Origin of the sequence: Actinomadura roseirufa (genome assembly GCF_900659635.1) — a bacterium.
Lineage (GTDB): Bacteria > Actinomycetota > Actinomycetes > Streptosporangiales > Streptosporangiaceae > Spirillospora > Spirillospora roseirufa.
Genome location: NZ_CAACVB010000300.1, coordinates 1 through 8,292, shown reverse-complemented (window position 1 = coordinate 8,292; position 8,292 = coordinate 1). Strand labels below are relative to the sequence as shown.

Annotated in this window: 10 protein-coding genes; 3 read left to right on the top strand and 7 right to left on the bottom strand. The window is 73.9% G+C overall.

Going from position 1 to position 8,292, the window contains the following annotated elements; all coding sequences use genetic code 11:
* Positions 1-579, top strand: a 579-nt coding sequence (locus tag E1291_RS35745; protein ID WP_131742481.1) for an ATP-binding protein, incomplete at its 5' end; no start/stop codon positions are given.
* Here the strand turns inward: E1291_RS35745 and E1291_RS35740 are convergent.
* The 3 genes from E1291_RS35740 to E1291_RS35730 form a co-directional block, all read right to left on the bottom strand.
* Positions 512-1,984, bottom strand: coding sequence for an alpha,alpha-trehalose-phosphate synthase (UDP-forming) (locus E1291_RS35740; protein ID WP_207401117.1), 1,473 nt, complete (start codon positions 1,982-1,984; stop codon positions 512-514). The genes E1291_RS35745 and E1291_RS35740 overlap by 68 nt on opposite strands.
* Before the next feature lie 151 nt (positions 1,985-2,135).
* Complete coding sequence (locus E1291_RS35735; protein ID WP_131742480.1) at positions 2,136-3,128, bottom strand: PCRF domain-containing protein; 993 nt, start codon at positions 3,126-3,128, stop codon at positions 2,136-2,138.
* Between the two features lie 76 nt (positions 3,129-3,204).
* Positions 3,205-3,660: a DoxX family protein gene (locus E1291_RS35730; RefSeq protein ID WP_131742479.1), complete on the bottom strand. Its 456-nt coding sequence runs from the start codon at positions 3,658-3,660 to the stop codon at positions 3,205-3,207.
* A 114-nt stretch (positions 3,661-3,774) separates the two neighbouring features.
* Here E1291_RS35730 and E1291_RS35725 point away from each other — a divergent pair, with 114 nt between their 5' ends.
* Positions 3,775-4,236 carry a MarR family winged helix-turn-helix transcriptional regulator gene (locus tag E1291_RS35725; RefSeq protein WP_131742478.1) on the top strand — a complete coding sequence of 154 codons (462 nt, stop codon included), beginning with the start codon at positions 3,775-3,777 and terminating at the stop codon, positions 4,234-4,236.
* Between the two features lie 2 nt (positions 4,237-4,238).
* Positions 4,239-5,327, top strand: coding sequence for an FAD-binding protein (locus tag E1291_RS35720; protein ID WP_131742477.1), 1,089 nt, complete (start codon positions 4,239-4,241; stop codon positions 5,325-5,327).
* On the opposite strand, the gene E1291_RS35715 is transcribed toward E1291_RS35720, so the two are convergent.
* The 4 genes from E1291_RS35715 to E1291_RS35700 all read right to left on the bottom strand — a co-directional run.
* Entirely contained in the window at positions 5,324-5,905 is a 582-nt protein-coding gene (locus E1291_RS35715; protein WP_131742476.1) for an HD domain-containing protein, read from the bottom strand. The genes E1291_RS35720 and E1291_RS35715 overlap by 4 nt on opposite strands.
* A 5-nt stretch (positions 5,906-5,910) precedes the next feature.
* Positions 5,911-6,429 (bottom strand): YbaK/EbsC family protein, encoded by a 519-nt coding sequence (locus E1291_RS35710; protein ID WP_131742475.1) that lies wholly within the window; start codon positions 6,427-6,429, stop codon positions 5,911-5,913.
* A 115-nt stretch (positions 6,430-6,544) separates the two neighbouring features.
* Entirely contained in the window at positions 6,545-7,189 is a 645-nt protein-coding gene (locus E1291_RS35705; protein ID WP_165495461.1) for a response regulator transcription factor, read from the bottom strand.
* On the bottom strand, positions 7,180-8,292 hold a 1,113-nt coding region (locus tag E1291_RS35700), incomplete at its 5' end, for a sensor histidine kinase (protein ID WP_207401116.1). The genes E1291_RS35705 and E1291_RS35700, both read right to left, overlap by 10 nt.

Below are 8,292 nucleotides of genomic sequence, written 5' to 3'. Positions count from 1 at the left end.
CCCGCGCATCCGCGCCCGCAGCAGCCCCTCGCGACCGCGCGCGTGGCCGCGCCGGGACTCGCGGGGCTCTGGCCCACGCCGCATTCGGGCACGCCGCGGACCGCGCGGCGCGTACTGCCCGCCGACATCGGCGCGCCGAAGGCGGCGCGCGAGTTCACCCAGGCCACGCTGCGCGAGTGGGGCGTGTCGGGGGCGGCCGGGCGGGACGTCGAGGACGTCGTCATCGCCGTGTCGGAGCTGGTGACCAACGCGCTGCGGCACGGCATGGAAGGGCTGCCGCAGCCGCTGCCGCTGTGCCCGATCCAGCTCGTGCTGCTGGGTCACCCGCGCCGGCTCGTCGCGGTCGTGACCGACCCGGGCGGCCGCGTGCCCGAGCCCGCGGCCGCCGACCTGGACAGGTTCGGCGAGGGCGGCCGCGGGCTGGTGGTCGTCGGCGCGGTCAGCGACGCGTGGGGCTGGGCCCGGCTCGCGACCGGCGGCAAGGCCGTCTGGACGGCCTTCGACCTGCGGGTCAGCCCTCCAGGGCCGACGCCGGGACCGGCGGCCCCTGCGGCCGCGCAGGGTTCTCCAGCTCGCTGAGGAAGTCGCGCGCCCAGCGGTCGACGTCGTGCTCGATGACGCGCCTGCGCATCGAGCGCATCCGCCGCGCCTGCTCGGCGGGATCGGCGTCCAGGGCCGCCAGCAGGGTGCCCTTGAGCCCGTCGATGTCGTACGGGTTGACCTGGAAGGCGCCGCGCTTGAGTTCCGCCGCCGCTCCGGCGAACTCGCTCAGCACCAGTGCCCCCCGCATGTCGCCGCGGCAGGCCACGTACTCCTTGGCGACCAGGTTCATGCCGTCCCGCAGCGGGGTCACCACCATGACGTCCGCGGCCAGGTAGAGGGCGGTCAGCTCGGCGCGGTCGTACGAGCTGTGCAGGTAGTGGACGACCGGGAAGCCGATCTCGCCGTACTCTCCGTTGATCCGCCCGACCTGCTGCTCGATCTCCTCGCGGAGCAGCTGGTACTGCTCGACGCGCTCGCGGCTCGGCGTGGCGATCTGCACGAACACGGCCTGGCCCGGCTTGAGGTTCCCGTCGCCGAACAGCTCCCCGAACGCCTGGAGCCGCTGGGTGATCCCCTTCGTGTAGTCGAGCCGGTCCACGCCCAGCAGGAGCGTCGCGTCCCCGAGGTCGCCGCGGATCTCCCGTGCGCGCTCCTGCACGTCGGGGCGGACGACCAGGTCGTTGAGCTCGCCGACGTCCACCGAGATGGGGAAGGCCCTGGCCCGCACCACCCGGTCGTCCCAGTGGACGTCCTGCTTGACGTAGCGGGCGTCCAGGAGCCTCCGGCACAGGCGCACGAAGTTGGCCGCAGCGCCGGGGAGCTGGAAGCCGACGAGATCGGCGCCGAGCAGCCCCTCAAGGATCTGGCGACGCCACGGCAGCTGCCAGAACAGCTCCAGGGGCGGGAAGGGGATGTGCAGGAAGAACCCGATCCGCAGGTCGGGACGCAGCTCGCGCAGCATCGACGGGACGAGCTGGAGCTGGTAGTCCTGCACCCAGACGATCGCCCCCTCGGAGGCGACCTTGGCGGCGGCCTCCGCGAACCGCTCGTTGACGCCCACGTAGGCGTCCCACATCGAGCGGTCGTACACCGGCGGGGCGACCACGTCATGGTAAAGCGGCCACAGCGTGGCGTTGGAGAACCCCTCGTAGTAGAGCTCGACCTCCTTCGCCGACTGCGCGACGGGGACGAGCGCCATGCCGTCCTCCTCGAAGGGCGCCAGTTCCTCGCCCGGCGCGCCGGCCCAGCCGATCCACGTCCCCTGCCTGCGCCGCATCACCGGGGCGATGGCGCTGACCAGCCCCCCGGGACTGCGCCGCCACGCCGGTTCCCCGTCCTCCCCCGTGATCCTGTCGACCGGAAGCCGATTGGCCACCACCACGAACTCACTGCCGAGCGACACCTGCGACCCGCCTCTCCAGGGAACCAGTGGCATGTCCATGCCCAGAAACGGTCATCGGGAACATCTTGTCACTTCGACGTAAAGACGAGATGTCAGCAAGGTCCGATGTCAGGATCCAGGCACGGCACTCACTGGGTATTGGATCGGACCATATCCCTTTCGCGGCAGGTGACCGCTGTTTACTAACTTGTCACCTTCTGCGGCTTTCTCGGGAAAAGTTACTTACGTCACACCGTCGCCGAGCCGAGCCGAGCCGGTGCCGGGCGACCGGCTCGCCCCCGTGGCGCAGGAACCGCGCCGCCGGCTCGTCCGGACCGATCTCCCGCGCCGCCAGTTCGGCGGTCAGGACGCGCAGGATGTTCCCCTTGTCCTTCCGCGACATCGCATCGGTCCCGAAGAAGACGAGGCCCGTCGGCTCGTGCCTGATCCGGACACTGCTCTCCGGCCTGACCGGGCGCGTGCAGTACACGTCGATGCGGATGTCGTCCGCCACCACCGGCCGCGGCTCCGGTTCGGGCATGACGGTCACGCGCACGACCTGCTCGGCTCCGCGCGGCTCTCCGGGAGCCCCCTCCGCGCCGCCATTCGCAATCTCCGGAAGGTCCGCCTCGTGGGCTTCTCTCCACGACACCACGTGCAACCCGTTCTCGGCCTTCATCTCGGCCCACGCTCCTGGACCGCCCTCCCCCGCCATGACGCCGAGCGCATACGGGCGCCGGGTGAGGATCTCAGCCCGCCAGCCCCTCTCGCGGGCGCGGGTCCTGTAGAGGTCCAGCAGGGCGTGCGCGAACGGACCGCTCTCCGCCCGCCCTCCGACGCGCACGATCACGTCGTACGGGTCGTAGCGATCGCGCAGGGCGACGGCCGAGGTGAGGGCCGTGCGCAGAACCGCCGCCTCCCCGTCGATGCGGCGTACCTCCGCGCCCCATCCCGGCTCGGCCTCGGCAAGCTCGCGCGCGTCGCGCAGGTCTCCGAGAAGGGCGCTCAGCCGCAGGGCGTCCTCATGGAGCGGCCTCAGGGCCTCCTGGCAACGGCGCAGACGGCGGGCGAGCAGATGGTCGCGGTGGACGGACGGGTCGGCGAGCCGGGCACCGATCTCGGCGTACTCCTCGTGGATCGCCGCCAGATCCCGTGAGAGCTCTGCGGCCTCCCCGGTCGCTGCCCCCTGTCCGTTGCCTCGCATGTCCCCAATATCGCAGGATCCGGCCCCGGCACGGAGGGGTTGGGGTGGGGGCGTGCCGGGGCCGGTGGCTCGCGGGTCAGGCGGCGGCGTGCTGTGGTTCGGCGGCGGTGTCGCGCCCGCGGAAGAGGACGGCGTCCAGCGAGAACCGCCCGGCGCCCGTCAGGACCAGCAGCAGCGAGGCCGCGCCGAGGGCGAGCACGAGCTCGTAGCCGCCCTTGTCGGCGAACAGGCCCTTGTCCACGTGGACGAACCAGAACGCGCCCGCCATGTCGGCGACGAGCAGCAGGCCCGCGACGGGGACCAGGACGCCGGCGAGGAGCGCGGCGCCGCCGATGAGCTCGACCCAGGTCGCGTAGGTCGCGGACACGCCCGGCATCGGGACGCCCATGGCGTCGAACATCTTCGTGACGTTGGAGTGCCCGAGGTCGGAGAGCTTCTGCCAGCCGTGCGCGATGAAGATGACGCCGAGGGCCAGCCTGCCGATCAGCAGGCCCGTGTCGGGCAGGAAGGGGTACCGGCGGACGTGGGGCATGCGTCTCCTCACCTTGAAGGTTCAAAACTGAACTAACTGGACGCTAGCAGATCGTTCAAATCCTGACCATCTTGAAAACTTCAACTACCGTCCGAGGCAACTAGAATCCTTTTCATGACCGACCCCAGCGGCCCCCTGGAACCACGCGAGCTGCGCGCCTGGATGGCGTTCCTGGCCGCGGGCCACCTGCTCGACCACGAGGTCGAGCGCCAGCTCAAGCGCGACGGCGGGCTGTCGCACCCGGAGTTCGAGGTGCTCCTCAAGCTGGGGGTGGCGGACGGCAACCGGCTGCGCATGTCGGACCTCGCGCGCCTGGTGATGGTCTCCAAGAGCCGGCTCACCTACCAGGTCACCCAGCTGGAGCGGGCGGGGCTGGTCAGGCGCACGGCCTGCGACTCCGACCGGCGGGCGGTATGGGCGGAGCTGACCCCCGAGGGCGCCGCGACGATCGAGCGGGTCCGGCCCGGCCACCGCCGCGTCGTCCGGGAGGCGCTCATCGAGGTGCTGACCCCCGACGAGATCGACCTGCTCGGCGAGGCGCTCAGCCGGGTCGCCGAGCGTCTTCTCGCCCGCTAGGCGTGCGCGACTTCGGCGGGACCACCGAGCGCGTCCCCGCCCGGGTCGTGCGGCCCGGGTCGGCGGACGAGGTGGCGGCGGCCCTGCGCGACGCCGCCGCGCGAGGCCGGGACGCCGTGCCGCGCGGGACGGGCCACTCCACGTCCGGCCGGTCGCTGACCGGCGGCGTCTCGCTCGACATGCGCGGGCTCGGAGGCGTCCACGAGGTCGGCCCCGGCCATGCCGTCGCGGGCGCGGGCGCGACCTGGCGCGAGGTCCTCGCGGCGACGCTGCCGCACGGCCTCGCCCCGCCCGTCCTGACCGACTACCTCGACCTCACCGTGGGCGGGACCCTCTCGGCGGGCGGCGTCGGCGGCACCTCCCACGTGCACGGCACGCAGGCCGACAACGTTCTCGCCCTTGAGGTCGTCACCGGCGGCGGCCCGGTCACCTGCTCTCCCACGGTGCGGCCCGGTCTCTTCGACGCGGTCCGCGGCGGCCAGGGGGCGCACGGCGTCGTCACGCGGGCGACGCTGCGGCTCGTCCCGGTGCCCGAGCGGGTGCTGAGCTGCACCGTCCCGTGCCGGGACGCCGCCGATCTACTGCGCGTGCAGCGCGAGGTGCGGGCCGACCACATCTCGGGGCAGGCCAAACCGGCGGAGGACGGCTGGCGGTTCGAGGCGAAGGCCGTCCGGTACGCGGGCGGACCGCCGCCCGGCGCCACCGAGGCCGAGGAGCTCTCCTTCCTCGGCTTCGCCGACCGCATGGGACCGGACGTGGCGGAGCTCGTCGCGCTCGGCGAGTGGGAGCGCCCGCACCCCTGGGCCATGGTGCTGCTCCCCGGATCCGGCGCCGCGGCGGTCATCACGGCCGCGCTCGCGTCGACGACGCCGGCCGACCTCGGGCTCAGCGGCGTCGTCCTGATCAAGGCGCTGCGCGTCGGCCGCGTCCCGATGCTCGCCGCTCCCACCGATCCCGTCCTGTTCGGCCTGCTGCGCACGGCGTCCCCCGGCTGCACGCCCGTGGCGGGCATGCTCGCCGCCAACCAGGCGTTCCTCGACCGCGCCGAGGCCGCCGGAGGCACGCCCTACCCAGCCGCCCCATCCGCTTAGGCGAGCACGGGATACGCGGCCTGGAAAGCCAGGCGCCCGTCAGCCCCGGCGACGATGCGGTCGCACACGTCGTCCAGGCCGAGGAAGACCTGCCAGCGCTCACCACCGGACGCGGCGGCCAGCACGCCCACGACACGGTCCTCGAGCGGGCCGACGCGCCCGCCCTTCCAGACCTTGTCGGCGAGGGAGACCAGCAGATCCTCGACGGTGGCGTCCGCAGCGTCCCAGCTCGCATGGGTGCGGGCGAAACGGGCGAGCCGTTCCTCGACGCCGTGCTCGACCAGCAGCGCGTGACCCGCCCGCTCGTGCTCGGCGCCCGGACCCGTGAGCTCGGCGGGGTACAGGGCCTTGCCGATGTCGTGGGTGGCCGCGCCGAACAACACGGCCTCCGCGTCCACGATGAGGGCCGGGTGCTCGGACGAGATCCAGCCGAGGAGGTCCGCGGCGACGTCGTGGACGAGCCGCAGGTGCGCCGCCAGCCGCGGCGGGGCCGCCAGGGCGGTCAGCAGCCGGGCGGCCTCCGGGGGAAGCGGGCGCGGGCCCGGGTCGCCGAGGGCGGCGCCGAGTGTCGCGGCCATGGGGACTACTGGGCCAGGGCCAGGGTCTGCGCATCGGGGAGGGTGGTGAGCGCCTTCCCGGGGACGAGGAGCTTGGACCTGCGCAGGCCGCTGCCGATCACCACCCGCGGGGACGCGGCGACGGCCTCGTCCACGAGGACGGGCCAGCCGGCGGGCAGGCCGACGGGGGTGATGCCGCCGTACTCCATGGCGGTGAGCGAGGTCGCCTCGCCCATCGGGGCGAAGGACGCCTTGCGCGCGCCCAGGTGCCTGCGGACGACGCCGTTGACGTCGGCCCGGCCGGTGGCGAGGATCATGCAGGCCGCGTAGCTCACCTCGCCCGAGCGCTTGGCGGCGACGATGACGCAGTTCGCGCTGGCCTCCAGCGGAACGCCGTAGCGCTCGCAGAACGCGGCCGTGTCCGCCAGCTCCGGGTCGATCCCGGCGACCTCGGCGTCCGGCACCCGGCCGATCGCCGCGGCCACCGGGGACGCCAGCAGGTCCGGGTGCGCGTGCGCCGGTTTCCAGTCGAGTGTGCCGACCATGCTTCTCCCCTCGGTTCGCTCCCACCCTGCCATGCGCGGGCGGCCGGGCCACCGTTTATCCGGAACCACCGCGAAGGTCAGGCCGAAACATCCCCGGGTTCGGCGGACGTCTCCTTCAGGTGCCCAGGTAGCGCAGGACGGCCAGCACGCGGCGGCTGTAGCCGGTCGCGTGCGACAGGTCGAGCTTGTCGAAGATCGCGTTGACGTGCTTCTCGACGGCGCTCTGCGAGATGTGCAGGTGCGCGGCGACCGAGGCGTTGGTGTGGCCCTGCGCCATATGGTCCAGGACGTCGCGCTCGCGCGGCGTGAGGCGGGCCAGCGGGTCGGCGTGCGCGCTGTTCATCAGCAGCCGCCGCACCACCTCGGGGTCGAACGCGGCGCCGCCCGCCCCGACCCGGTCCAGCGCGTCCAGGAACTCGTCGACCTGCGCGACCCGGTCCTTCAGCAGGTAGCCGACGCCGGCCGGCTCGGCGGTGATCAGCTCGGTGGCGTAGCGCTTCTCCACGTACTGCGACAGGACGAGGACGCCGACGCCCGGCCAGCGGCGGCGGATCTCCAGCGCGGCCCGCAGCCCCTCGTCGGTGTGCGTCGGCGGCATCCGCACGTCCACGACCACCACCTCGGGCGGGCCCGCGGCCACCGCCGCGAGCAGGGCCTCGCCGTCGCCGACGGCCGCGGCGACCTCGTGGCCCTCCTCGGCCAGCAGCCGCACCAGCCCCTCGCGCAGGAGCGTCGAGTCCTCCGCCAGCATCACCCGCACGGCAGGTCCGCCTCGACCACGGTGGGCCCGCCGGGCGGGCTGGACACGCCGAAGCCGCCGTCCAGCGCCGCGACCCTGCGGGCCAGCCCCGCCAGGCCGCCGCCGTCCGGGTCGGCCCCGCCCGAGCCGTCGTCCTCGATGCGCACGCGCAGCATCGTCCCGTGCGCGGCGACCCGGACCCGCACGCGCCGCGCGCCGGAGTGCTTGGCCGCGTTGGTGACCGCCTCGCAGATCACGAAGTAGGCCGCCGTCTCCACCGCGTGCGGGGGCCGCGCCGGGACGTCGTAGCCGATCGTCACCGGCAGCGGGGACCGCTCGGCCACCGTCTCCAGCGCCGCCCGCAGCCCCTCCCCGTCCAGCGCCGCCGGGTACACCCGCCAGCTCACCTCCCGGAGGTCCTCCAGCGCCCGCCGCGACTCCTCGTGGGCCTGGCCGAGCAGATCGGCCGCGCGGGCGGCGTCCTCGGCGCGGCGGGCCCGGCCGATCAGCATGCCGAGCGCGACGAGCCGCTGCTGGACCCCGTCGTGCAGGTCCCGCTCGATGCGGCGGCGCTCGTCGTCCACCGCGTCCACGACCTGCGCCCGGGTCACCGACAGCTGCGCGATCCGCCGCTCGTACTCCTCCAGGGGGCTCGGCCCGAGGCACCGCCGGGCCACGCTCCGCTCCAGCGCCACGACCCCGGCCAGGCCCTGGACCGCGAGGAAGAGCAGCACCAGGCCCGCGATCGCGGTGTACAGGACGATCCCCCAGCTCGGCGGGATGCCGTGCAGGTAGTCGCCGGTGATCCACCAGCTCGTGGCGAGCATGGCCGCGCTCACCGCGCCGTAGGCGATCAGCAGCAGGATCACGCCGCCGAGCAGCCCGGCCGGGACCCGCAGGACGAGGTAGGCCACCGCCCGCGGCGGACCGTACTCGGCCGGGCCGTGCTCGCCGAGGAACACCGCCAGGCGGCGGCGTTCCAGCTCGGTCAGCCATCGGGCGCCGCGCGCGACGATCCGCGGCGCCTTCCGGGGCCCGCGGGAGAAGGCGAGCGCGTACGCCAGCACCGGCGCCGCGGCCACGAGCAGGACGAGCTCGGCGCCCGCGGAGGCCGCGCCCAGCGC